Origin of the sequence: Pseudomonas sp. WP18, from assembly GCF_036689585.1 — a bacterium.
Lineage (GTDB): Bacteria > Pseudomonadota > Gammaproteobacteria > Pseudomonadales > Pseudomonadaceae > Aquipseudomonas > Aquipseudomonas chlororaphis_E.
Genome location: NZ_CP144758.1, coordinates 2266691 through 2289254, shown reverse-complemented (window position 1 = coordinate 2289254; position 22564 = coordinate 2266691). Strand labels below are relative to the sequence as shown.

Here is a 22564-nt window from a genome sequence, read left to right as displayed (position 1 = left end):
CTTCGTGTCGAGCCCCCTTGGCAATCGCCCCACCGCCCATAAAGCTTTATCATGGCCGCAGTTTCGCTGACCGGGTCTGTCATGAAGTTCGCCATCGCGCTGTTTTCCGCCGCCCACGCGCCCTCCTCGCGCCGTGCCTTGCTGTTCGCCCAGGCTGCGCTGGCCGGTGGGCACGAAATCGTGCGGTTGTTTTTCTACCAGGACGGCGTCTATAACGCCGGCGCCAGCATCGTCACGCCCCAGGACGAACAGGACCTGCCACGCGAATGGCGCACGTTCGTCAGCGACCACCAGCTCGACGGCGTGGTGTGCATCGCCGCGGCGTTGCGCCGGGGTGTGTTGAACGATGAGGAAGCCCAGCGCTACCAGCGTTCGGCGGCCAGTGTCGAGGCGCCCTGGGCCCTGTCCGGCCTCGGCCAGTTGCACGATGCAATCCAGGACGCGGACCGCCTGATCTGTTTTGGAGGCGCTTGATGCCCAAGTCATTACTGCTGATCAGCCGCCAGGCCCCATGGTCGGGCCCGAGCGCCCGCGAAGCGCTGGACATCGTCCTGGCCGGCGGCGCGTTCGACCTGCCCATCGGCCTGCTGTTTCTCGACGACGGCGTGCTCCAGTTACTCGCGGCGCAAGACGCCAGGGCCGTCCAGCAGAAGGACCTGAGCGCGAACCTGCAGGCACTGCCGCTGTTCGGCGTCGAGCAACTGTTTGTCTGCGCCGACAGCGCCGCCGAGCGCGGCGTCGCCCCGGACACGCTGGCGCTGGACGACGTGAATGTACTGGACGCGGCACAGATCGCCGCGCTCATTGACCGCTACGACCAGGTGATCACCCTCTGATGTCGACCTTGCACGTATTGTCTCACTCGCCCTTCGGCGACTCTCGTTTCGCCAGTTGCTTGCGCATATTCGGCGAACACGATGCCCTGCTGCTGTGCGGCGACGCGACGTATGCCCTACGGCCTGGCACCGCGCCGTTTGAAACCCTGCTGGGCCGCGGCCTGAAACTGTTCGTGCTCGCTGAAGACGTCCAGGCCCGCGCCTTGCAAGCGCCAGACTGGGCCAAGGCCATCGACTATCCGGCCTTCGTCGAACTGTCGATCGAGCATGACAAGGTCAACACCTGGCTATGAACACGTTGAATGTGGGCGAACGCGCCATCGCGCTGGACAAGGACGGCTACCTGGCCGACCTGGACGACTGGTCGGCCGATGTCGCCACGGCCCTGGCCGCCACCGAAGAAATCGAACTGAGCCCCGAGCACTGGGAAATCCTCGAACTGCTGCGCGGCTTCTACCGCGAGTTCCAGCTCTCCCCCGCGACCCGGCCACTGATCAAGTACACCGCGCTGAAATTGGGCGCGGACAAAGGCAACAGCCTGCACTTGAACCGACTGTTCAAAGGCACTCCCGCCAAACTCGCCGCCAAGCTGGCGGGCCTGCCCAAACCGACGAATTGCCTATGACCGACTTTGCTTCGCTGACCCTCGAGACCCCTGCCGAACATCCGTTCGCCCCGTTCGTGCGCATCCTTGGCAAAGGCAAGCGCGGCGCCCGCAACCTGACCCGCGAAGAAGCGCGCCAGGCCATGGGCCTGGTGCTGGATGAACAGGTCGAGGACACCCAGCTCGGCGCTTTCCTGATGCTGTTGCGGCACAAGGAAGAAAGCGCCGAGGAAATGGCCGGTTTCACCGAAGCCCTGCGTGAGCGCCTGGTCGTGCCGGGGTTGACGGTGGACCTCGACTGGCCAACCTACGCCGGCAAGAAACGCCATTTGCCGTGGTACCTGCTGGCAGCCAAGTGCCTTGGGCAGAACGGCGTGCGGATCTTCATGCACGGCGGCGGCGCTCATACGGCGGGCCGGCTCTACACCGAACAATTGCTGGGCTTTCTGCAAATCCCGCTGTGCCGGGACTGGCAGCAAGTCGCCAGCGCCCTGGACAACGGCGGCCTGGCCTTCATGCCACTGGTGGACTGGGCGCCGCAGATGCAACGGATGATCGACCTGCGCAACACCCTCGGGTTGCGTTCGCCTATCCATTCCCTGGCGCGGATCCTCAACCCGCTGGGCGCACGGTGCGGGTTGCAGAGCATTTTCCACCCCGGCTACCAGGCCGTGCACCGCGAAGCCAGCGGCTTGCTGGGCGATACCGCCATCGTGATCAAGGGTGACGGCGGCGAAATAGAGATCAACCCGGACGCCGACAGCCACCTCTACGGAACGTCCGGCGGCGTCAGCTGGGACGAGCAATGGCCGCGACTGGCCGAACAGCGCCACGTCAAGCCGGAAAGCCTCGACCCCGAACACTTGAAGGCCGTCTGGCGCGGTGACGTACAGGACAGCTACCCGCAATTGGCCCTGATCGCCACCATGGCCTTGGCCTTGCGCGGCCTGGGCCTGACTCGTGAAGCTGCGTTCGAGCGCGCCCGCCAGTACTGGGACGGCCGGGATCGTTCGATTTAACTGATGATTAACGCCTAACCTTTGCGCTTTTTGTTCGAACCTATCGGAATAGACTCCTCTCCAACGTTTATAGGTCGAGGAGATCGAGATGGGTTTGTTAGTCGAAGGCCGCTGGCAGGACCAGTGGTATGAAAGCAAGGACGGCAGCTTCCAACGCGAGCAGGCGCAGCGCCGTCACTGGGTGACCGCCGATGGCAGCGCCGGCCCTAGCGGTGAGGGCGGTTTTGCCGCCGAGGCCGGGCGCTATCATCTATACGTCTCCCTGGCCTGTCCCTGGGCCCACCGCACGCTGATTTTCCGCAAGCTCAAAGGCTTGGAAAACCTGATCGACGTCTCGGTGGTCAGCTACCTGATGCTGGAAAACGGCTGGACCTTCGACAAAACCCACGGTTCCACCGGCGACAAACTGGACGACCTCGACTTCCTGCACCAGCGCTACACCGCCGACACCGCCGACTACACCGGCCGCGTCACCGTGCCGGTGCTGTGGGACAAGCAACAGGGGCGCATCGTCAACAATGAATCGGCGGAGATCATCCGCATGTTCAACGGCGCATTCGACGGCCTGACTGAAAATCACCTGGACCTGTACCCGGCGCACCTGCGCAGCGAGATCGACGCGCTCAACGAGCGGATCTACCCGGCGGTGAACAACGGCGTGTATCGCGCCGGGTTCGCCACCACCCAAGCCGCCTACGAAGAAGCCTTCGACGGCCTGTTCGCCGAGCTGGACCAACTGGAGGCCCTGTTGGCCAGCCGCCGCTACCTGGCCGGTGAATACCTGACCGAGGCGGACATCCGCCTGTTCACCACGATCATTCGCTTCGACGCGGTGTATTTCGGCCATTTCAAATGCAACCTGCGGCGCATCGCCGACTATCCGAACCTGTCGAACTGGTTGAGGGAGTTGTACCAGTGGCCGGGCATCGCCGAGACCGTGGACTTCGTTCACATCCAGGGTCATTACTACGGCAGCCACAAGACCATCAACCCCAATGGGATCGTACCGAAGGGGCCGAAGCAGGACTTCACCGGGGCCCATGATCGGGCGCGGTTGAGTGGGAAAGGGATTTGGCGGGGGACTGGGGATTGATCCGGGAAGTCCGTTGTCACTGAGGGCCTCTTCGCGAGCAAGCCCGCTCCCACACTGGACCGTGTATGGCCACCGATTCATGGTGAACAACGATCCAACGTGGGAGCGGGCTTGCTCGCGAAGGGCGCGACGCAGTCTTCAGACCTGCCCCTGGGCCCCTTCGAACCACGCCAGCTTCTCGCGCAGTTGCACCACTTCCCCCACGATCACCAGCGTCGGTGCATGCACCTCATGCTCCGCCACCAGCCGCGGCAAGTCTGCCAGGGTGCCGGTGAATACCCGCTGGTTGACCGTCGTGCCTTGCTGGATCAAGGCCGCTGGCGTATCCGCCGCGCGGCCATGCCTGATCAGCTCGCTGCAGATCATCGGCAAGCCCACCAACCCCATGTAGAACACCAGCGTCTGGGCCGGGGAAACCAGGTCTGCCCACGGCAAGTCGCTGCTGCCATCCTTGAGGTGGCCCGTGATGAAACGTACCGACTGGGCGTGGTCGCGGTGGGTCAACGGAATGCCCGCGTACGCCGCGCAACCACTGGCCGCGGTGATACCCGGCACGACCTGGAACGGGATGCCGTGGGCGGCCAGTTCTTCGATCTCTTCGCCGCCGCGACCGAAAATGAACGGATCGCCGCCCTTCAACCGCACCACGCGCTTGCCCTGTCGGGCCAGGTCCACCAGTTGCTGGTTGATCTGGTCCTGGGGCACGGCGTGTTCGGAACGACGCTTGCCCACATAGACCCGCTCGGCGTCACGCCGGCACAGCTCGAGGATCGCGGGCGCCACTAGGCGGTCGTAGAGCACCACATCCGCCTGTTGCATCAGCCGCAAGGCGCGGAAGGTCAGCAGGTCCGGATCACCGGGCCCTGCCCCCACCAGGTAGACTTCGCCCGGCGCATGCGGCGCCTGGCCGGCGATCTTCTCGCGCAGCAGACGCTCGGCCTCGGCGCCCTGCCCGGCCAACTGGCGATCGGCGATCGGCCCCTGGAACACGTCTTCCCAGAACGCCCGGCGTTGCTGTACGTCCGGGAACAGGCCCTTGACCTGGCTGCGAAACCGCGCCGCCAGGCCGGCAAGTTGCCCGTAGGTCGAGGGAATCCAGGTTTCCAGCTTGGCCCGGATCAACCGCGCCAGCACCGGTGCATCACCGCCACTGGACACCGCGATCACCAGCGGCGAACGGTCGACGATCGCCGGGAAGATCACGCTGCACAGGGCCGGCGCGTCCACCACGTTGACCGGCACGCAGCGCCGATGGGCATCGGCCGAGACCCGGGCGTTGAGTGCCTCGTCGTCAGTGGCGGCGATGATCAGGCCGCAGCCGTCCAGGTCCGCTTCGAGGTAACCGCGCAGGACGCATTCGCCACCGCTGCCACTCACCAGTTCGCGCAATTGCGGTTCGATTTCGGGTGCGACCACCCGCAACAGCGCACCGGCATCGGCCAGCAGGCGGGACTTGCGCAAGGCAATCTCCCCGCCGCCAACCACCAGTACGCGACTGCCGCGCAGGTTGTGGAACAGTGGCAAATATTCCATTTAGCCGATGACCTCGATACCGCCCATGTACGGCTTCAACACCTCGGGCACACGGATCGAGCCGTCGGCCTGCTGGTAGTTTTCCAGCACGGCCACCAGGGTCCGGCCCACGGCCAGGCCGGAGCCATTGAGGGTGTGCACCAGTTCCGGCTTGCCGGTCTCCGGGTTACGGAAACGCGCCTGCATGCGGCGGGCCTGGAAGTCGCCGCAGTTGGAGCACGACGAAATCTCACGGTACTTGTCCTGGCTCGGGATCCACACTTCCAGGTCATAGGTCTTGACCGCGCTGAAGCCCATGTCGCCGGTGCACAGCGCCAGGGTGCGATACGGCAGCTCCAGCAGTTGCAGAACCTTCTCGGCGTTGGCCGTCAGGCTTTCAAGCGCTTCCATGGACTTGGAAGGCTCGACGATCTGCACCATCTCGACCTTGTCGAACTGGTGCTGGCGGATCATCCCGCGGGTGTCGCGCCCCGATGCCCCGGCTTCGCTGCGGAAGCATGGGGTGTGGGCGACGAACTTGATCGGCAGTTGCTTGGCGTCGACGATCTCGCCGGCCACGATGTTGGTCAGCGACACTTCGGCGGTCGGGATCAGGTACAGGTCGGCCTCGCCTTCGCGGCCGATCTTGAACAGATCCTCCTCGAATTTCGGCAACTGGCCGGTGCCTTGCAAAGCCGGCGCCTGGACCAGGTACGGGGTATAGGCTTCCTCGTACCCGTGCTCGGTCACGTGCAGGTTGATCATGAATTGCGCCAGGGCGCGGTGCAGGCGGGCGATCGGCCCACGCAGCAAGGCAAAACGGGCACCGGACAATTTGGCGGCGGTTTCGAAATCCAGCCAGCCGAACTTCTCGCCCAGGGCGACATGGTCCTGTACCGCGAAGTCGAAAGTCTTCGGCGTCCCCCAGCGGCGCACTTCGACGTTGCCGTCTTCATCCTCACCGACCGGCACCGACTCGTGTGGCAGGTTCGGAATGCCCAGCAGGATCGCGTCCAGCTCGGTCTGGATCGCGTCGAGGGCAATCTTGCCGTTGTTGAGTTCGCTGCCCATGTTCTCGACACTGGCCATCAACGGAGCAATATCCTCACCGCGCTGCTTGGCCTGGCCGATGCTCTTGGAAATGGCGTTGCGCTCGGCCTGGAGCTTCTCGGTGGTCGTCTGGACAGTCTTGCGCTGTTCTTCCAGCGCTTCGATGCGCGCGACGTCCAGGACAAAGCCGCGGGACGCCAGGCGGCCCGCTACGTCCTGGAGGTTGCTACGTAACAGTTTGGAATCGAGCATGTCGGTCTCTCGTTATCAAAGTTTGGTCAGGGACAGGCCGACCCAGGTGGCGAGCAGCCCGCCGAATACGCTGATGGCCGCATAGCCCAGGGCCAGCGGCACCTGCCCGCTTTCCAGCAGGCGCACCGTATCCAGTGAAAAGGATGAAAAAGTCGTCAGGCCGCCGAGGAAGCCGACGATAAGCCCCGCGCGCATTTCAATGGGCACTTCGGGACGAATCAAAAACAGACCGTATAGAACGCCGATCAGCAGACAGCCCACGATATTAACGGCGAGCGTCGCGGTATAGAAGTACCGGGGCCAATTTGCATTGATCCAATTGCCCGTGGCGAAACGCAACAACGTGCCGGCCACGCCGCCGGCGGACACTGCAAGGATCAGGGGGATCAAGGTTTTCTCCGCTGCCGTGGGCTCAGGCGATCGAGTTGGGCCAGGTGGTTGAGCTTTTCGCCGATCTTCAATTCCAGGCCCCGGGGCACGGGTTCATAGAACCGCTGGGGTTCGAGGGCCTCGGGGAAATAATCCTCGCCGGCGGCGTAGGCGTCCGGTTCATCATGGGCATAGCGGTATTCTTCGCCATAGCCCAGCTGTTTCATGAGCTTGGTCGGCGCATTGCGCAGGTGCAGCGGTACTTCGAGGGAGCCGTGCTCGGTGGCGCTGCGCATCGCGGCCTTGAAGCCCATGTACACCGCATTGCTCTTGGGCGCGCAGGCCAGATAGGTGATGGCCTGGGCCACGGCAAGTTCGCCTTCCGGGCTGCCGAGGCGTTCCTGCACATCCCAGGCCGCCAGGCACAGGCTCAAGGCCCGCGGGTCGGCGTTGCCGATGTCTTCGCTGGCCATGCGCACCACGCGCCGCGCCAAGTACAACGGATCACAACCGCCATCGATCATCCGCGCGAACCAGTACAAGGCCGCGTCGGGATTGGAACCGCGGATGGATTTGTGCAGCGCCGAGATCTGGTCGTAGAACGCCTCGCCGCCCTTGTCGAAACGACGACGGGTATCGCCCAGCAGGCTTTGCAACAGCTCGACGCCGATCTCGCTGTTGTCCTCGGCCAGGTCGGACGCGTTCTCCAGCAAGTTGAGCAACCGCCGGCCATCGCCGTCGGCGGCGGCACACAGGATCTGGAAACCTTCCTCGTCAAGCGTCAGTTGGCGCTTGCCCAGGCCGCGTTCCTCGGTCAGCGCCCGGTGCACCAGCTTGCGCATCGCCGACTCGTCGAGGCTCCTGAGCACATAGACCCGCGCCCTCGACAGCAAGGCGTTGTTGAGTTCGAACGACGGATTCTCGGTGGTCGCGCCGATGAAGATCAGCGTACCGTCCTCGACGTACGGCAGGAACGCGTCCTGCTGGGACTTGTTGAAACGGTGCACTTCGTCGACGAACAGGATCGTGCGCTTGCCGTATTGGCCGGCCTGCTGCTTGGCCACTTCCACCGCCTGGCGGATTTCCTTGACCCCGGCCAGCACCGCGGACACCGTCTCGAAGTGGGCATCGGAAACTTCCGCCAGCAACCGCGCCAGGGTGGTCTTGCCCACGCCCGGCGGGCCCCAGAAGATCATCGAGTGCAGGGCCCCCTGCTCCAGGGCCTCGCGCAGCGGCTTGCCGCGGGCGAGCACATGCTCCTGGCCGACGTACTCATCCAGGTTGGTCGCGCGCAGGCGGGCGGCCAATGGCTGGGCAATCGGTGCGCTTCGAAACAGGTCCATCACTGCTTATGCAACCTCACTCGATCCTGTTGCCGGAGACCCTTGTGGGAGCGGGCTTGCCCGCGAATGCGGCAGGTCAGTCAACATTGATGTTGAATGTTACATCGCATTCGCGGGCAAGCCCGCTCCCACAAGTCGGCTGTGCTTATTCCTGGATGACGTCGGCACCCTTGGGAATGTCGAACTTGAACTTGGACGCGGCGATCGGCTCGTTGGCCTTCACGCCGGTGAACAGGATATTGGTGCGCTGGCCGACGCTGTCGATCAGTTGCATGTCATTGACCAGGCCATTGCGGAACGACAGGCGCAGGCTGTCGAACAGGCTGTCCTTGGTCTTGGGCTTGAGGGTGAAGTCGATCACGCCGCCCGCTTCCTTGGCGCTGATGTCGAAGCTCTGGCTGATCTTGGAAATGTCACCCGACAGCAGCAACGCCGGGGTCTGGGTCAGGCGCTGGTCGAGGGTCTTGATGGTGACCTGCTCCAGGTCCGGGTCCCACAAGGAGACCTTCTTGCCATCGGACACCATCAACTGCTCGGCCGGCGCATCGGTGTGCCAGTAGAACAGGCCTGGACGTTGCAGCGCCATGTCGCCGGCGGTTTCCTGCAACTGGGTGCCGCTGCCGTCCAGGGTCAGTTGGGAGAAGCGCGCGGTCAGGGTCTTGGATGTTTCCAACAGCTGGGTCAGGCGGGCCACGTCCTTTTCGTCAGCGTGGGCCGACAAGGTGGTCAGGGCCAGTACGGGCAACAGCAACATGCGAATCAGGCGCATGGGAATCCTCATGAATTCATAGGGGGGCGAGCGGCGTGAAGCACGCCGCTCGGGTCGTTAGTCGCGCATCGGGCCCGGCGCCAGCACTTCGCGCGAGCCGTTGGTGTTCATGGCCGTCACGACCCCGGCCATTTCCATGGCTTCGATCATGCGCGCGGCGCGGTTGTAGCCGATCTTCAACTTGCGCTGAACCGCGGAAATCGAGGCCCGGCGGCTTTCCAGGACGAACTGCACCGCTTCGTCATAGAGCGCGTCGGTTTCAGCATCTTCTTCACCGCCGCCGCTGCCGCCCTCGAAGCCACTGCCGGCTTCCTCGACGCCATTGAGAATGTCGTCGTTGTATTCAGGTGCCCCGCGCAGCTTCCAGGCTTCCACCACGCGATGCACTTCATCGTCGGAAACGAACGCGCCATGGACCCGGATCGGCAGGCTGGTGCCCGGCGGCATGTAGAGCATGTCACCGTGACCGAGCAACTGCTCGGCACCGCCCTGGTCGATGATGGTCCGCGAGTCGATCTTGCTCGACACCTGGAACGCCATGCGGGTCGGGATGTTGGCCTTGATCAGGCCGGTGATCACGTCCACCGACGGCCGCTGGGTCGCCAGGATCAGGTGGATACCGGCGGCACGGGCCTTCTGGGCGATACGGGCGATCAGCTCTTCGACCTTCTTGCCGACGATCATCATCATGTCGGCGAATTCGTCCACCACCACCACGATGGTCGGCAGCTTGTGCAGCAGCGGCGCTTCATCGTGGATGTTTTCGCGGTGGTACAACGGGTCGCTCAGCGGGGTGCCGGCCTCTTCGGCCTCCTTGACCTTGGCATTGAAGCCCGACAGGTTGCGCACGCCCATCTTCGCCATCAGCTTGTAGCGGCGCTCCATCTCGGCGACGCTCCAGCGCAAGGCGTTGGCAGCGTCTTTCATGTCGGTGACCACCGGGCACAGCAAGTGCGGAATGCCTTCGTAGATCGACAATTCGAGCATTTTCGGGTCGATCATGATCAGCTTGGCGTCTTCCGGGCCCGACTTGAACAGGATCGACAGGATCATCGCGTTCACCCCCACCGACTTACCCGAACCGGTGGTACCGGCCACCAGCAGGTGGGGCATCTTCGCCAGGTCGGTGATCACCGGCTTGCCGCCGATGTCGTGGCCCAGGGCCAAGGTGACCGGCGACTTGTGGTTGTCGTACTCGGTGGTCGACAGCACTTCGGAGAAGCGCACGATCTGCCGGTCTTCGTTGGGGATCTCGATGCCCACGGTGGTCTTGCCGGGAATCACTTCCACCACCCGCACGCTGGTCACGGCCAGGGAACGTGCCAGGTCCTTGGCCAGGTTGGCGATGCGGCTGACCTTCACGCCGGCGGCCGGCTGGATCTCGTAGCGGGTAATGACCGGGCCCGGGTGAATCGAATCCACCGAGACCTCGACCCCGAACTCCTTGAGCTTGATCTCCAGCAGATGGCCGACGGCCGCCAGGGATTCGGGAGAATAGTTGAGCTGTTTCTTTTCGGCCGGGTCGAGGATCGAGATCGGCGGCAAGGTGCCTTCCACGGCGCTGTCGACGAACAACGGCACCTGTTTTTCCTTCTGCACGCGCTTGCTCGGCTCCGGCGGCTTGGGCGGGGCCATGCTGATGACCGGCGGCACCTGCTTCTCGCGCTCGGACATGTGTTTGCTCAACGCCTGCTCGCGTTCGATCAGGCGCTCCTTGACCTTGGCCTGCTCGCGCTTGTCCGGCAGCGTCGGGGCCACCACGTCGTGGACGCGGTCGTCGACTTCACGCAGTTGCGCCACCAGTTGCTTGCGCTCGGTGCGCGCCGCCCACCAGCGGTTCATCGCACCCTGGATCAATTCGATCAGGTCGAGGGTGATCTTGCCGGTGACGTCCATGACCTTGAACCACGACAGGTCAGTGAACACCGTCAGGCCGAACAGGAACAGGGCGATGAACAGCAGCGTGCTGCCCTGGATGTTCAAGGCGTTCCTGGCCAGGTCGCCGAGGCTTTCCCCCAGCGCCCCGCCCGCCCCGGCCGGCAAGCCGGTGGGCGCATGGAAATGGATATGAGCCAGCGCAGCGCCCGACAGCACCAGGAACACCAGGCCGATCAGCCGCCAGGAGAACAGCCAGCCGCTCCACTCCCACGGCTCGTGGCGCTGGCGGAAGATCTGGTAGGCCTTGATCGCCAGCAGCAACGGGAAAATGTAGGCGAAATAACCCAGGACCATGAACAGGATGTCGGCGCTGTAGGAGCCGGCCGGCCCGCCGAAGTTCTGCACGTCCTCGATCTTGCTGTTGTGGCTCCAGCCCGGATCGTCCTTGCCGTAGGTTAGCAAAGCCATCATCAGGAACAGGCACAAGGCACCGATCGCGATCAACGCACCTTCCTTGAGCCGGTAGTGCAATTGCTGGCGCCAGAGCGGAACGACTGTTTTAGGTGCTGCGGTGGATTTCTTCAAAACGCTTCTTTTCCTGCGCCAACGGCGCGTCCATCTGTTGAATGACTATAAAAAACTGCTCAAGACGAACAGGTAAAAAAGTGAATGTGCACAACCGGTACTACTTTTACCACTGTGAGGTGCATCCAGAAAACCGCAGGTGCTGCCGAAAATTTTGATCTTTAGCCCATCCTGCGCTCAAAACTCAAGCATTGTACGGGTTTGTCGGCCCCGAGGCATCGCCCGGCCCCTGGATCCCCACCTGGCCCAGAACGGCCTGCACAGGCGTCAATTGGACCATGCATTGTCTTTTGTGACAAAGGCTTATGAGGTGTTTTTATGAACGAAGTGAAGCATTCACGCTTGATCATTCTCGGCTCCGGGCCTGCTGGCTACAGCGCGGCGGTGTACGCCGCCCGGGCCAACCTCAAGCCCGTTGTCATCACCGGCATGCAGGCCGGTGGCCAGCTCACCACCACGGTGGAAGTCGACAACTGGCCGGGCGATGTCGAAGGCCTGACCGGGCCGGTGCTGATGGAGCGCATGCAGCGGCACGCCGAGCGTTTCGACACGCAGATCGTCTACGACCATATCCACACCGCCAAGTTGCAGCAGCGCCCGTTCGAACTGATCGGCGACAGCGGCACCTACACCTGCGACGCCCTGATCATCGCCACCGGCGCCTCGGCCCAGTACCTGGGGTTGCCGTCGGAAGAAAGCTTCGCCGGCAAGGGCGTTTCCGCCTGCGCGACCTGCGACGGTTTTTTCTACCGCAACCAGGTGGTCGCGGTAGTCGGCGGCGGCAACACCGCGGTCGAGGAAGCCCTGTACTTGTCGAACATTGCCCGGGAAGTCCACCTGATCCACCGTCGCGACAAGTTGCGCTCGGAGAAGATCCTGCAAGACAAGCTCTTCGAAAAAGCCGCCAACGGCAACATAAAGCTGCATTGGAACCAGAACCTGGACGAGGTCCTGGGCGATGCCAGCGGCGTGACCGGCGCTCGCCTGCGCCACAGCGAGACCGGCGAAACCAGCACCTTGTCCCTGGCTGGGGTGTTCATTGCCATCGGTCACAAGCCCAACACCGAACTGTTCCAGGGCCAGTTGAACATGCATGACGGCTACCTGCTCGTGCGCGGCGGCAGCGAGGGCAATGCCACGGCCACCGACATTGAAGGGGTGTTCGCCGCCGGCGACGTCGCCGACCACGTCTATCGCCAGGCCATCACGTCTGCCGGCGCCGGCTGCATGGCCGCGCTCGATGCGGAGAAGTATCTCGATGACATTCCGGCCGTTTGACGGTTAGTCTTGTGGCGAGGACCTGACAGCCCTCGCCACAGTTCATCTGCGCGCGCCCACCCTCCCCTTCTGCAAGCGAATGACAATGCTGACCTGGTTACAACGCAACTCCCTGGATTTCCCACCGCTGGAAAAAGCCATGCGCGACCCCAACGGGCTGCTGGCCGCTGGTGGCGATCTGTCCGCTGACCGCCTGGTCCAGGCCTATCGCCACGGCTGCTTTCCATGGTTCTCCGAGGGCCAGCCGATCCTGTGGTGGTCTCCGGACCCTCGCACGGTGCTGTTTCCCGACGAGCTGCACGTCTCCCGCAGCCTTGGCAAACTGTTGCGCAAGCAACGCTACCAGGTGACGTTCGACCAGGACTTCGCCGCCGTCATCCGGGCCTGCGCCGCGCCACGGGACTACGCCGAAGGCACCTGGATCACCGAGGCCATGCAGAGCGCCTACCTGGAGCTGCATCGGCGCGGCTTCGCCCACTCCGTGGAGGTCTGGGACCAGGGCGCGCTGGTGGGCGGTCTGTACGGCCTGGCAATGGGGCAGCTGTTTTTTGGCGAGTCCATGTTCAGCCGGGCCGACAACGCGTCGAAATTCGGCTTCGCCACGCTGGTCCAACACCTCAAGGCCGCCGGCTTCGTGCTGATCGACTGCCAGATGCCTACCGAGCACCTGCACAGCCTGGGCGCCCGGTCGATCCCCCGTGCAACGTTCGCCGGCTACCTCGAGGCGCACCTGGATCAACCCAACCACGCGACCTGGGTTTGCTGAGCGACATTGGCGCTCCTGGCTTACACTTAACCCCATAGCTTATCCCGAGGGTTGATCATGACCGAGTTGGCGCGTTTGAAGTTCTATGCCACTCAGCCCCACTCTTGCAGTTACCTGCCGGAGGAGCAGGCCACGACGCTGTTCCTCGACCCCAGCCAGCCGATGGATGTGCATGTCTACGCTGACCTGTCGGAAATGGGCTTTCGTCGCAGCGGCGATCATCTCTACCGGCCCCATTGCCAGCACTGCAACGCCTGCGTCCCGGCGCGCATCCCCGTGGTGCAATTTGCGCCCAATCGCCAGCAGAAACGCATTTTCAAGCGCAACGCCGACCTTCAGGTCCGGCCGGCCAAGCCGCAGTTCACCGAGGAGTATTTCGACCTGTATCAACGCTACATCGAGCAACGCCATGCCGATGGCGACATGTACCCGCCCAGCCGCGATCAATTTTCCACCTTCCTGGTGCGCGACCTGCCTTTTTCGCGCTTCTACGAGTTCCGTCTCGACGGACGGTTGGTGGCGATTGCCGTCACCGACCTGCTCCCCAACGGTCTTTCAGCGGTGTACACCTTCTATGAGCCAGAGCAAGAGCGACGCAGCCTGGGGCGCTTCGCCATCCTCTGGCAAATCAGCGAAGCCCGGCGCCTGGGGCTCGATGCGGTGTACCTGGGCTACTGGATCAAGAACTGCAAGAAAATGAACTACAAGACCCAATATCGCCCCATTGAACTGCTGATTAACCAGCGCTGGGTTGTCCTGAACTAGAACCCCTTGGCTTGCCCCCCCTTTTTCGGGCACAATGCACGCCGCTTTTGCCTGGCGCAGTTGCACCGGGCCATTCACTGGACACCGAGGGCTTTACTGCATGTCGAAAGAAGACAGCTTCGAAATGGAAGGCACTGTCGTCGACACCCTGCCCAACACCATGTTTCGCGTGGAGTTGGAAAATGGGCACGTCGTAACCGCGCATATCTCCGGCAAGATGCGCAAGAACTACATTCGTATTCTTACCGGTGACAAAGTGCGCGTCGAGCTGACGCCCTATGACTTGAGCAAAGGGCGCATCACTTACCGCGCTCGCTAACAAGTCAATACAAGACGCCCGGCTGATGCCGGGCGTTTTTGTTTGTCCGCGATTTGATAATCCCCCGCCTCTCCTGTGGGAGCGGGCTTGCCCGCGAAAGCGGTGGATCAGCTTTCATGGATGTCAAATGAGAAACCGCATTCGCGAGCAAGCTCGCTCCCACAGGGGTTAGGGTGCGGTTGCGAAGACAGCAAAAAGGCGCCTTTCGGCGCCTTTTGCTTGTTACGGGTTTCGATCAGGCCATTTCGGCCGTGGTTTCGAAGTCGAAGGTCAGTTCGCCGTCCTTGATGTCGATGTGCACCACACCGCCATGCTCGGACAACTCGCCAAACAGGATCTCCTCCGCCAGCGGACGCTTGATCTTGTCCTGGATCAGGCGAGCCATTGGCCGTGCACCCATCGTCACATCGTAGCCGCCTTCCGCCAGCCAGCTGCGCGCCGCGTCGGTGACTTCCAGCAACACACGCTTGTCTTCGAGCTGCGCCTGAAGTTCGGTGAGGAACTTGTCCACCACGCTCTTGATCACCTCATGGCTGAGGCGACCAAACTGGATGATGGTATCCAGGCGGTTGCGGAACTCAGGCGTGAAGCTCTTCTTGATCACTTCCATCGCATCGGACGAATGGTCCTGATGGGTGAAACCGATCGAAGCGCGCGCCGCCGTCTCGGCACCGGCGTTGGTGGTCATGATCAGGATCACGTTGCGGAAATCCGCCTTGCGCCCATTGTTATCGGTCAGCGTACCGTGGTCCATGACCTGCAGGAGCAGGTTGAAGACTTCCGGGTGGGCCTTCTCGATCTCATCGAGCAGCAACACGCAATGCGGCTGCTTGGTGATGGCCTCGGTCAGCAAGCCGCCCTGGTCGAACCCGACATAGCCCGGAGGCGCACCGATCAGACGGGACACGGTATGGCGCTCCATGTACTCGGACATGTCGAAGCGCACCAGCTCGATGCCCATCGCCTTGGCCAGTTGCCGCGCAGCCTCGGTCTTGCCCACGCCGGTAGGCCCGGCGAACAGGAACGAACCCACCGGCTTGTCCGGCGACTTGAGTCCGGCGCGGGACAGCTTGATGGCCGTCGACAACGAGTCGATGGCCGCGTCCTGACCGAACACCGTCAGCTTCAGGTCACGCTCCAGGTTACGCAGCAGTTCCTTGTCGGAACTGGTGACATGCTTGGGCGGAATCCGCGCGATCTTCGCCACGATGTCCTCGACCTGAGGTACGTCGATGCGCTTGACGCGCTTGTCCACCGGTTGCAGGCGCTGATAGGCACCCGCCTCGTCGATGACGTCGATGGCCTTGTCCGGCATGTGCCGGTCATTGATGTAGCGCGAGGCCAGTTCGGCCGCCGCGCGCAGGGCTTCATCGCTGTACTCGATGTTGTGGTGCAGCTCGAAACGCCCTTTCAGGCCGCGCAGGATACCGATGGTGTCTTCCACCGACGGCTCCGACACGTCGACCTTCTGGAAACGCCGCGCCAGGGCCCGGTCCTTCTCGAAGATGCCGCGGAATTCCTGGAACGTGGTCGAACCGATGCAGCGGATATCACCCGACGACAGCAGTGGCTTGAGCAGGTTGGACGCGTCCATGACCCCACCTGACGCGGCGCCGGCACCGATGATGGTGTGGATCTCGTCGATGAACAGGATCGCCTGCGGACGTTTCTTCAACTCGCCGAGCAACGCCTTGAAGCGCTTCTCGAAATCACCGCGGTACTTGGTGCCGGCCAGCAAGGCACCCAGGTCGAGGGAATACACCACGCTGTTGGCCAGCAGGTCCGGCACCTGGTTGTCGACGATGCGCTTGGCCAGGCCTTCGGCGATCGCGGTCTTGCCTACGCCCGCCTCGCCCACCAGCAATGGGTTGTTCTTGCGCCGCCGGGCGAGGATCTGCGCCACGCGCTCGACTTCGAGCTCTCGGCCCACGAGCGGGTCGATACGCCCCTGGCGCGCCAGTTCGTTCAGGTTGCTGGCATAGGCATCCAGCGGATTGCCCGAAGAAGAAGACTCACCGCCCTCGTCGTCCTGCATATCCTGCTCACCCTCGGAATGATCGCCATGCCCCGGCACCTTGGAGATGCCATGGGCGATGTAGTTGACGACATCGATACGTGCAACGCTCTGTTGCTTGAGCAGGAATACGGCCTGGCTTTCCTGCTCGCTGAAGATCGCAACCAGCACGTTGGCGCCAGTGACTTCACGCTTGCCCGAGCTCTGTACATGGAAGACAGCACGCTGCAGGACACGCTGGAAGCCCAGGGTTGGCTGGGTTTCCCGATCCTCGTCATGAACGGGGATCAAGGGCGTGGTGGAGTCGATGAACTCCTGCAGGTCATGCTTGAGTTTATCGAGGTTCGCGCCGCAGGCACGCAATACGGTGGCGGCAGCCTCGTTATCCAATAGGGCCAGCAGCAGGTGCTCGACGGTCATGAACTCATGACGCTTCGAACGAGCCTCCTTGAAGGCAAGATTGAGGGTGACTTCGAGCTCGCGGTTTAACATAGCTTCACCTCATACCCAAGTGGTCGGCGTTAACCGTCCTTCTCGATTTCACAGAGTAGCGGATGCTGGCTTTCCCGGGCGTACTGGTTGACCTGCATGGCCTTTGTCTCGGCGATGTCGCGGGTAAACACTCCACATACTGCCCGTCCCTCTGTATGAACGGCCAGCATGACCTTGGTCGCCAGCTCGCGATTCAGGTTAAAAAACACCTCGAGCACTTCGACGACGAAATCCATCGGTGTGTAGTCATCGTTGAACAAAACCACCTTGTACATCGGTGGCGCCTGTAATGCAGGCTTTGCCTCCTGAACAGCAATGCCTGCGGAATCGTCGTCGTGTAGATCCGGGCGATCCTGATTGAATGTTAGTCGAATCTGGCTGACTGCATGCATGGAAAGAAAGGTTCGTTTAGTTGGCGAATACAGTGATGGGGGCGCTTTCGGGCGATTTCAACCACGACCACCCGGCCACCTTGACTATCGGCAAAACGGTGTTACAACCAATAGAGCCCATCGTGGGTTAAAAAGGTCCGTGGCTTCTACCCTGTTTTCAAGATTAGCCTGCGGATGGACTGGATGATACTCCAGTGATGGAGTGCGTTGCAGAGGGATATGGTTTATGTCGGCTGTCAAGATGAGTGGCAAGGTGAAATGGTTCAACAATGCCAAGGGCTACGGATTCATTATCGCAGCCGGCCGGGATGAAGACCTTTTCGCCCATTACTCGGCAATCAGCATGGAAGGCTATAAGACCCTGAAGGCTGGACAACCTGTGACGTTCGAAGTCATCCAGGGACCCAAGGGCCTGCACGCGGTCAACATCAAGGTGGACTGCGTCGAAGACAACGCCGCCCCCGCACCCGCCAGGGTCGTCGAGACGCTTTGACCGGCAACTACCCCGGACGAACGAAAAATGCCCGGCTCGATCGACTCTAGCCGGGCATTCGCGTTGGGCGCCGATCCGCTTACATGTGCGAGATCAAGGCATCGCCGAAGCCCGAGGAAGACACCAGCTTGGCACCGTCCATCAGGCGTTCGAAGTCATAGGTCACGGTCTTGGCCGAAATCGCGCCGTTGGTGCCCTTGATGATCAGGTCGGCCGCCTCGGTCCACCCCATGTGACGCAGCATCATTTCAGCCGACAGGATCAGCGACCCCGGGTTGACCTGGTCCTTGCCCGCATACTTGGGCGCAGTACCGTGGGTGGCTTCGAACATCGCCACGGTGTCGGACAGGTTGGCACCTGGCGCGATACCGATCCCGCCCACTTCCGCCGCCAGGGCGTCGGAGAGGTAGTCACCGTTGAGGTTCAACGTCGCAATCACATCGTACTCGGCCGGACGCAGCAGGATCTGCTGGAGCATCGCATCGGCGATGGCATCCTTGACGATCACGTTCTTGCCGGTCTTCGGGTTCTTGAACTGCATCCATGGGCCGCCGTCGAGCAGCGTCGCGCCAAACTCCTCGGCCGCCACTTCGTAGGCCCATTCCTTGAAGGCACCTTCGGTGAACTTCATGATGTTGCCTTTGTGCACGATGGTCAGCGAATCCCGGTCATTGTCGACGACATATTGCAAGGCCTTGCGCGCCAGGCGCTGGGTGCCTTGCTTGGACACCGGCTTGACGCCAATGCCGCAGTTTTCGTCGAAGCGGATCTTGGTCACGCCCATTTCTTCTTTCAGGAACTTGATGACCTTGGTGGCTTCGGCCGAGCCGGCCTTCCACTCGATGCCCGCGTAGATGTCTTCGGAGTTCTCGCGAAAGATCGTCATGTCCACGTCGCCCGGCTTCTTGACCGGGCTCGGCACGCCTTCGAACCAGCGCACCGGGCGCAGGCACACATACAGGTCGAGTTGCTGGCGCAGGGCCACGTTGAGCGAACGGATGCCGCCACCGACCGGCGTGGTCAGCGGGCCCTTGATGGACACCACGTAATCCTTGACCGCATCCAGGGTTTCCTGGGGCAGCCAGGTGTCCTGGTCGTAGACCTGGGTGGCCTTCTCACCGGCATAGACCTCCATCCAGGAAATCTTGCGCTTGCCGCCGTAGGCCTTCTGCACCGCAGCGTCCACAACCTTGATCATGACCGGGCTGATATCGACGCCAATGCCGTCGCCTTCGATGAAGGGGATGATCGGGTTGTCGGGAACATTAAGAGAATGGTCTGCATTGACGGTAATTTTGTCACCGACGGCTGGAACCTGAATCTTTTGATACCCCATGCTGAACTCCATTGCTTGGATTGAACATCTGGCTGCATTCGAGCGTAACCCAGTTGTATCGGCACGCAAACCCTACGTTCGACTCATCCGGCACAAAGCGCTGCAGTTGGCCGCGTACAAGCCTGAAAACCAAGGGAAAGGCGCCAAACATGAGCATAGTCCGACCGCCCGCGCCTGCGACGTTTAGACCAATGGACGTGTACGGAAGTCTATGAAGCATCGGCAGATTGCCAGCTACCTATGTATAATGCCGCCGCTGACCACAGGGTCACGACGGCCGGACGCTTGCGCTTGAGAAGAAAAAGCCAGGATTTTCCGCCAGTTACGAAGCCGGACCGTTACCGCGGCTCCACCGCTTGACGCTCGACTGATGCACCCAACATCACCGCGAAGAAACCTCGACATTCGGCTCACGGATGACTTTGAACGAACGCGCTTACCCGGCGCCCCTCGAGTTTCTGCGCATGCTTTAGCAAAGAAGAGAGTTAATCCGAATATGCCCACCCGCTCGAAGATCATCTATACCTTCACCGACGAAGCTCCCGCCCTCGCCACCTATTCACTGCTGCCGATCGTCGAAGCCTTTACCGCTTCGGCCGATATCGCCGTGGAAACCCGCGACATCTCCCTCGCAGGGCGCATCCTGGCCAGCTTCCCCGAGCAATTGGGTGACAAAGCCGTAGCCGACCACCTCGCCGAACTGGGCGACCTGGCCGTTACGCCTGAAGCCAACATCATCAAACTGCCGAACATCAGTGCTTCGGTGCCGCAACTGCAGGCCGCGATCAAGGAATTGCAGGCCCAGGGCTACGCGCTGCCGGACTACCCGGAAACCGTGACCAGCGATGCCGAGAAAGACGCTCGCGCCCGTTACGACAAAGTCAAAGGCAGCGCCGTGAACCCGGTCCTGCGCGAAGGCAACTCCGACCGTCGTGCGCCGCTGTCGGTCAAGAACTACGCGCGCAAGCACCCGCACAAGATGGGCGCCTGGGCAGCGGACTCCAAGTCCCACGTGGCCCACATGAGCAACGGTGATTTCTACGGCAGCGAAAAAGCCGCCCTGATCGACGCCGCTGGCAGCGTGAAAATCGAGTTGATCGCCCAGGACGGCACTGCCACTGTCCTGAAGGAAAAAACCACCGTGCAAGTCGGTGAGATCCTCGACTGCGCCGTACTGAGCAAGAAAGCCCTGCGCGAATTCATCGCAGCCCAGATCGAAGACGCCAAGAAACAAGGCGTGCTGCTGTCGGTGCACCTCAAGGCCACCATGATGAAGGTCTCCGACCCGATCATGTTCGGTCAGATCGTGGCCGAGTTCTATAAAGACGCCCTGGCCAAGCACGCCGAGGTGCTGGAGCAGATCGGTTTCAACCTGAACAACGGCATCGGCGACCTGTACGCCCGCATCAAGGCCCTGCCGGCCGAGCAGCAGGCGCAGATCGAAGCCGACATCCAGGCGGTCTACGCGGTGCGTCCATCCCTGGCGATGGTCAACTCCGACAAAGGCATCACCAACCTGCACGTGCCGAGCGACGTCATCGTCGACGCCTCGATGCCAGCCATGATCCGTGACTCCGGCAAGATGTGGGGCACCGATGGCCAACTGCACGACACCAAGGCTGTGATCCCGGACCGCTGCTACGCCACCATCTACCAGGCGGTGATCGAAGACTGCAAGCAACACGGCGCCTTCGACCCCACCACCATGGGCAGCGTGCCGAACGTCGGCCTGATGGCCAAGAAGGCCGAGGAATACGGCTCCCACGACAAGACCTTCCAGATCAAGGTCGACGGCGTGGTGCGTGTATCCGACAGCACCGGTCGCACTCTGCTGGAGCAGAACGTCGAGGCTGGCGACATCTTCCGCATGTGCCAGACCAAGGACGCGCCGATCCAGGATTGGGTCAAGCTGGCCGTCAACCGTGCCCGCGCCAGCAACACGCCGGCGATTTTCTGGCTGGACCCGATGCGCGCCCATGACGGCGTGGTCATCGAGAAAGTCCAGGCCTACCTGAAAGACCACGACACCAACGGCCTGGACCTGCGCATCATGTCGCCGGTCGAAGCGATGAAGTTCACCCTGGCCCGCACTCGCGAAGGCAAGGACACCATCTCGGTGACCGGCAACGTGCTGCGCGACTACCTGACCGACCTGTTCCCGATCATGGAACTGGGCACCAGCGCCAAGATGCTGTCGATCGTGCCGCTGATGAACGGTGGTGGCCTGTTCGAAACAGGCGCCGGCGGTTCCGCGCCCAAGCACGTCCAGCAACTGCTGGAAGAAAACTTCCTGCGCTGGGATTCCCTGGGCGAGTTCCTGGCCCTGGCCGCGTCCCTCGAACACCTGGGCGTGACCTACAACAACCCCAAGGCACTGGTGCTGGCCAAGACCCTCGATCAGGCCACTGGCGAGTTCCTGGACCGCAACAAGTCGCCTTCGCGCAAAGTGGGCGGCATCGACAACCGTGGCAGCCACTTCTACCTGACCCTGTTCTGGGCCCAGGCACTGGCCGCACAGAATGACGATGAAGCCCTCAAGGCTCAGTTCACCGCCCTGGCCAAGACGCTGACCGACAACGAAGAGAAGATCGTTGCCGAACTCAACGCCGTGCAGGGCAAGCCCGTGGACATTGGCGGCTACTACTTCGCCAACCCGGAACTGACCAGCAAGGCCATGCGCCCGAGCGCCACCTTCAACGCGGCAATCGCTGCGCTGGTGTAAGGTCCTCAGGAAGCACCACGAACCCCGGCCTTGTGCCGGGGTTTGTGTTTTCAGCCTTGCCACATCACCTTGTGGGAGCGGGCTTGCTCGCGAAGGCGGTGGGTCAGCGAACGAATAGGCCGACTGACCCACCGCCTTCGCGAGCAAGCCCGCTCCCACATTAATCGCATTCAGACATTGAGATCGAGGACACCACATGAATTGGAACCCCCACATCACCGTCGCCACCATCGTCGAGGACAACGGCCGCTTCCTGATGGTGGAGGAATCCAAGGGCGGGCGCGCGGTGCTCAATCAGCCCGCCGGGCACCTGGACCCGGATGAGACGCTGATCGAGGCCGCCGTGCGCGAAACCCTGGAAGAAACCGGCTGGGACGTCGAGCCCACCAGCGTGGTGGGCATCTACCTGTACACCGCCCCCAGCAATGGCGTGACCTACCAGCGGGTCTGCTTCGCCGCCAAGGCGCTCAGGCACCACCCCGAGGCACCGCTGGACGACGGCATTCTCGGCGCCCGATGGCTGACCCGCGACGAACTGCTCGAACAGCGCGAACGCTGGCGCAGCGAGCTGATCATCCGCTGCATCGACGATTATCTGGCCGGTCATCGCCACAGTCTGACGCTGATCCGTCCTTCTCTTTAGCCTTGAGCGCCCGGGCCTGATAGAATCGCGTCCT

Annotated in this window: 22 protein-coding genes; 13 read left to right on the top strand and 9 right to left on the bottom strand. The window is 62.3% G+C overall.

Annotated features, from left to right (window positions below; all coding sequences use genetic code 11):
- Positions 1–81: 81 nt before the first annotated feature.
- The 6 genes from tusD to V5F23_RS10255 all read left to right on the top strand — a co-directional run bounded on the left by tusD (position 82) and on the right by V5F23_RS10255 (position 3552).
- Positions 82–474: a sulfurtransferase complex subunit TusD gene (gene tusD, locus V5F23_RS10280; RefSeq protein ID WP_042732610.1), complete on the top strand. Its 393-nt coding sequence runs from the start codon at positions 82–84 to the stop codon at positions 472–474.
- On the top strand, positions 474–836 hold the full coding sequence (gene tusC, locus V5F23_RS10275) for a sulfurtransferase complex subunit TusC (RefSeq protein ID WP_042732604.1): 363 nt from the start codon (positions 474–476) through the stop codon (positions 834–836). Before tusD ends, tusC begins: the two co-directional genes overlap by 1 nt.
- Complete coding sequence (gene tusB / locus V5F23_RS10270; protein ID WP_042732605.1) at positions 836–1129, top strand: sulfurtransferase complex subunit TusB; 294 nt, start codon at positions 836–838, stop codon at positions 1127–1129. Before tusC ends, tusB begins: the two co-directional genes overlap by 1 nt.
- Entirely contained in the window at positions 1126–1461 is a 336-nt protein-coding gene (locus tag V5F23_RS10265) for a TusE/DsrC/DsvC family sulfur relay protein (protein WP_042732606.1), read from the top strand. The genes tusB and V5F23_RS10265 overlap by 4 nt, the downstream gene beginning before the upstream one ends.
- Entirely contained in the window at positions 1458–2459 is a 1002-nt protein-coding gene (locus V5F23_RS10260) for a glycosyl transferase family protein (protein ID WP_042732607.1), read from the top strand. Before V5F23_RS10265 ends, V5F23_RS10260 begins: the two co-directional genes overlap by 4 nt.
- Before the next feature lie 88 nt (positions 2460–2547).
- Positions 2548–3552, top strand: coding sequence for a glutathione S-transferase family protein (locus V5F23_RS10255; RefSeq protein WP_042732608.1), 1005 nt, complete (start codon positions 2548–2550; stop codon positions 3550–3552).
- 138 nt (positions 3553–3690) lie between these two features.
- Here V5F23_RS10255 and cysG read toward each other — a convergent pair whose 3' ends face one another.
- The 6 genes from cysG to V5F23_RS10225 all read right to left on the bottom strand — a co-directional run bounded on the left by cysG (position 3691) and on the right by V5F23_RS10225 (position 11310).
- Positions 3691–5085 (bottom strand): siroheme synthase CysG, encoded by a 1395-nt coding sequence (gene cysG / locus V5F23_RS10250; RefSeq protein ID WP_047737197.1) that lies wholly within the window; start codon positions 5083–5085, stop codon positions 3691–3693.
- Entirely contained in the window at positions 5086–6366 is a 1281-nt protein-coding gene (gene serS, locus V5F23_RS10245) for a serine--tRNA ligase (RefSeq protein ID WP_042731100.1), read from the bottom strand.
- A 15-nt stretch (positions 6367–6381) separates the two neighbouring features.
- Positions 6382–6756, bottom strand: coding sequence for a fluoride efflux transporter CrcB (crcB, locus tag V5F23_RS10240; RefSeq protein ID WP_042731101.1), 375 nt, complete (start codon positions 6754–6756; stop codon positions 6382–6384).
- On the bottom strand, positions 6753–8078 hold the full coding sequence (locus V5F23_RS10235; RefSeq protein WP_042731102.1) for a replication-associated recombination protein A: 1326 nt from the start codon (positions 8076–8078) through the stop codon (positions 6753–6755). Before V5F23_RS10235 ends, crcB begins: the two co-directional genes overlap by 4 nt.
- Before the next feature lie 145 nt (positions 8079–8223).
- Positions 8224–8847, bottom strand: a complete 624-nt coding sequence (gene lolA, locus V5F23_RS10230) for an outer membrane lipoprotein chaperone LolA (protein WP_042731103.1) — start codon at positions 8845–8847, stop codon at positions 8224–8226.
- Positions 8848–8904: 57 nt separating this feature from the next.
- On the bottom strand, positions 8905–11310 hold the full coding sequence (locus tag V5F23_RS10225) for a DNA translocase FtsK (RefSeq protein WP_042731104.1): 2406 nt from the start codon (positions 11308–11310) through the stop codon (positions 8905–8907).
- Positions 11311–11628: 318 nt separating this feature from the next.
- On the opposite strand from V5F23_RS10225, the gene trxB reads away from it, so the two are divergent.
- The 4 genes from trxB (at position 11629) to infA (ending at position 14438) form a co-directional block, all read left to right on the top strand.
- Positions 11629–12588, top strand: coding sequence for a thioredoxin-disulfide reductase (trxB, locus tag V5F23_RS10220; protein ID WP_042731105.1), 960 nt, complete (start codon positions 11629–11631; stop codon positions 12586–12588).
- Between the two features lie 85 nt (positions 12589–12673).
- The gene (aat, locus tag V5F23_RS10215) at positions 12674–13354 is read left to right on the top strand and encodes a leucyl/phenylalanyl-tRNA--protein transferase (protein WP_042731106.1); all 681 of its coding nucleotides are present in this window, start codon (positions 12674–12676) and stop codon (positions 13352–13354) included.
- A 57-nt stretch (positions 13355–13411) separates the two neighbouring features.
- Complete coding sequence (locus tag V5F23_RS10210; protein ID WP_042731107.1) at positions 13412–14119, top strand: arginyltransferase; 708 nt, start codon at positions 13412–13414, stop codon at positions 14117–14119.
- Between the two features lie 100 nt (positions 14120–14219).
- Positions 14220–14438, top strand: a complete 219-nt coding sequence (gene infA, locus V5F23_RS10205) for a translation initiation factor IF-1 (RefSeq protein ID WP_002553999.1) — start codon at positions 14220–14222, stop codon at positions 14436–14438.
- 235 nt (positions 14439–14673) lie between these two features.
- On the opposite strand, the gene clpA is transcribed toward infA, so the two are convergent.
- Both clpA and clpS read right to left on the bottom strand, forming a co-directional pair.
- Positions 14674–16944: an ATP-dependent Clp protease ATP-binding subunit ClpA gene (gene clpA / locus V5F23_RS10200; RefSeq protein ID WP_042731108.1), complete on the bottom strand. Its 2271-nt coding sequence runs from the start codon at positions 16942–16944 to the stop codon at positions 14674–14676.
- Between the two features lie 29 nt (positions 16945–16973).
- Positions 16974–17336, bottom strand: coding sequence for an ATP-dependent Clp protease adapter ClpS (gene clpS / locus V5F23_RS10195; protein WP_003180089.1), 363 nt, complete (start codon positions 17334–17336; stop codon positions 16974–16976).
- A gap of 241 nt (positions 17337–17577) precedes the next feature.
- Between clpS and cspD the strand changes: the two genes are divergently transcribed.
- A complete protein-coding gene (cspD, locus tag V5F23_RS10190; protein ID WP_152622963.1) occupies positions 17578–17829 on the top strand; it encodes a cold shock domain-containing protein CspD in 252 nt (83 codons plus the stop codon).
- 79 nt (positions 17830–17908) lie between these two features.
- Here cspD and icd read toward each other — a convergent pair whose 3' ends face one another.
- Positions 17909–19165, bottom strand: a complete 1257-nt coding sequence (icd, locus tag V5F23_RS10185) for an NADP-dependent isocitrate dehydrogenase (RefSeq protein WP_042732083.1) — start codon at positions 19163–19165, stop codon at positions 17909–17911.
- Between the two features lie 496 nt (positions 19166–19661).
- Here icd and V5F23_RS10180 point away from each other — a divergent pair, with 496 nt between their 5' ends.
- Complete coding sequence (locus V5F23_RS10180; protein WP_042732084.1) at positions 19662–21887, top strand: NADP-dependent isocitrate dehydrogenase; 2226 nt, start codon at positions 19662–19664, stop codon at positions 21885–21887.
- Positions 21888–22083: 196 nt separating this feature from the next.
- A complete protein-coding gene (locus tag V5F23_RS10175; RefSeq protein ID WP_042732085.1) occupies positions 22084–22530 on the top strand; it encodes an NUDIX hydrolase in 447 nt (148 codons plus the stop codon).
- The last annotated feature ends 34 nt before the right edge of the window (positions 22531–22564 follow it).

Bases quoted from the DNA above. Each gene is read 5' to 3' on its own strand.
- cysG (WP_047737197.1), bottom strand. From the start codon at position 5,085: ATGGAATATTTGCCACTGTTCCACAACCTGCGCGGCAGTCGCGTACTG.
- tusB (WP_042732605.1), top strand. From the start codon at position 836: ATGTCGACCTTGCACGTATTGTCTCACTCGCCCTTCGGCGACTCTCGT.
- V5F23_RS10265 (WP_042732606.1), top strand. From the start codon at position 1,126: ATGAACACGTTGAATGTGGGCGAACGCGCCATCGCGCTGGACAAGGAC.
- tusD (WP_042732610.1), top strand. From the start codon at position 82: ATGAAGTTCGCCATCGCGCTGTTTTCCGCCGCCCACGCGCCCTCCTCG.
- clpA (WP_042731108.1), bottom strand. From the start codon at position 16,944: ATGTTAAACCGCGAGCTCGAAGTCACCCTCAATCTTGCCTTCAAGGAG.
- cspD (WP_152622963.1), top strand. From the start codon at position 17,578: ATGAGTGGCAAGGTGAAATGGTTCAACAATGCCAAGGGCTACGGATTC.
- V5F23_RS10235 (WP_042731102.1), bottom strand. From the start codon at position 8,078: ATGGACCTGTTTCGAAGCGCACCGATTGCCCAGCCATTGGCCGCCCGC.
- V5F23_RS10260 (WP_042732607.1), top strand. From the start codon at position 1,458: ATGACCGACTTTGCTTCGCTGACCCTCGAGACCCCTGCCGAACATCCG.
- lolA (WP_042731103.1), bottom strand. From the start codon at position 8,847: ATGCGCCTGATTCGCATGTTGCTGTTGCCCGTACTGGCCCTGACCACC.
- V5F23_RS10180 (WP_042732084.1), top strand. From the start codon at position 19,662: ATGCCCACCCGCTCGAAGATCATCTATACCTTCACCGACGAAGCTCCC.
- infA (WP_002553999.1), top strand. From the start codon at position 14,220: ATGTCGAAAGAAGACAGCTTCGAAATGGAAGGCACTGTCGTCGACACC.
- V5F23_RS10175 (WP_042732085.1), top strand. From the start codon at position 22,084: ATGAATTGGAACCCCCACATCACCGTCGCCACCATCGTCGAGGACAAC.
- serS (WP_042731100.1), bottom strand. From the start codon at position 6,366: ATGCTCGATTCCAAACTGTTACGTAGCAACCTCCAGGACGTAGCGGGC.
- icd (WP_042732083.1), bottom strand. From the start codon at position 19,165: ATGGGGTATCAAAAGATTCAGGTTCCAGCCGTCGGTGACAAAATTACC.
- tusC (WP_042732604.1), top strand. From the start codon at position 474: ATGCCCAAGTCATTACTGCTGATCAGCCGCCAGGCCCCATGGTCGGGC.
- aat (WP_042731106.1), top strand. From the start codon at position 12,674: ATGCTGACCTGGTTACAACGCAACTCCCTGGATTTCCCACCGCTGGAA.
- V5F23_RS10210 (WP_042731107.1), top strand. From the start codon at position 13,412: ATGACCGAGTTGGCGCGTTTGAAGTTCTATGCCACTCAGCCCCACTCT.
- trxB (WP_042731105.1), top strand. From the start codon at position 11,629: ATGAACGAAGTGAAGCATTCACGCTTGATCATTCTCGGCTCCGGGCCT.
- V5F23_RS10255 (WP_042732608.1), top strand. From the start codon at position 2,548: ATGGGTTTGTTAGTCGAAGGCCGCTGGCAGGACCAGTGGTATGAAAGC.
- clpS (WP_003180089.1), bottom strand. From the start codon at position 17,336: ATGCATGCAGTCAGCCAGATTCGACTAACATTCAATCAGGATCGCCCG.